The sequence below is a fragment of the Mesorhizobium hawassense genome, assembly GCF_003289945.1.
GTDB lineage: Bacteria > Pseudomonadota > Alphaproteobacteria > Rhizobiales > Rhizobiaceae > Mesorhizobium > Mesorhizobium hawassense.
On record NZ_QMBP01000061.1, the window covers coordinates 1 to 751 of the forward strand.

1 protein-coding gene is annotated in these 751 nt (G+C 68.4%); it reads left to right on the top strand.

Annotated elements, in window-relative coordinates; genetic code table 11:
• The coding region (locus DPM33_RS36585) for a DUF5801 repeats-in-toxin domain-containing protein (RefSeq protein WP_245442699.1) at window positions 1–751 on the top strand (751 nt) is incomplete at both ends.

Here is a 751-nt window from a genome sequence, read left to right on the forward strand (position 1 = left end):
GGCGGGGTGGATTCCGGGCTGACGACGACGGACGGCACGAAGATCTTCCTGTTCAAGCAGGGCGATGTTGTCGTCGGGCGGATCGGCGCCGACGCTGCCACGGCGGCAAACGGTCTGGCGGCATTCGCGGTGGCGATCGACTCCAGCGGTTTTGTCAGCGTGGCGCAGTACGCCTCGCTGCATCACGGCTCCGCCGACAACCCCGACACCAGCGAGGCGGTATCCATCGCCAACGCCGCGCTGCAGGCGGTGGTGACGGTGACCGACGGCGATGGCGACACGGCGACGAACTCGGTCAGCATCGGCAGCCAGGTCAAATTCCTCGACGACGGGCCGAGTGCGGCGATCGGTTTGGCGACCGGATCGGTGACGCACGACGAGTCGTCGGGTGCGCAGACCGCCAACGGCGCCACCGACTCGGCAACGGCGATCGCGGCGCTGGCCCCAAACGCTGCCGGCGGCGTCAGCAACGCGAGCACGGATTACCAGACCGACGACCCGACCGGGAGCATCTACGCTACGAGCGCGGCCGCGGTCGTCCAGTCCAACAACAGCTCGTTCGGTGCCGACGAGGAAGGGGCGTCTAAGGCGTACTCGCTATCGGTCGCGGCCGGCGGGGTGGATTCCGGGCTGACGACGACGGACGGCACGAAGATCTTCCTGTTCAAGCAGGGCGATGTTGTCGTCGGGCGGATCGGCGCCGACGCTGCCACGGCGGCAAACGGTCTGGCGGCATTCGCGGTGGCGATCG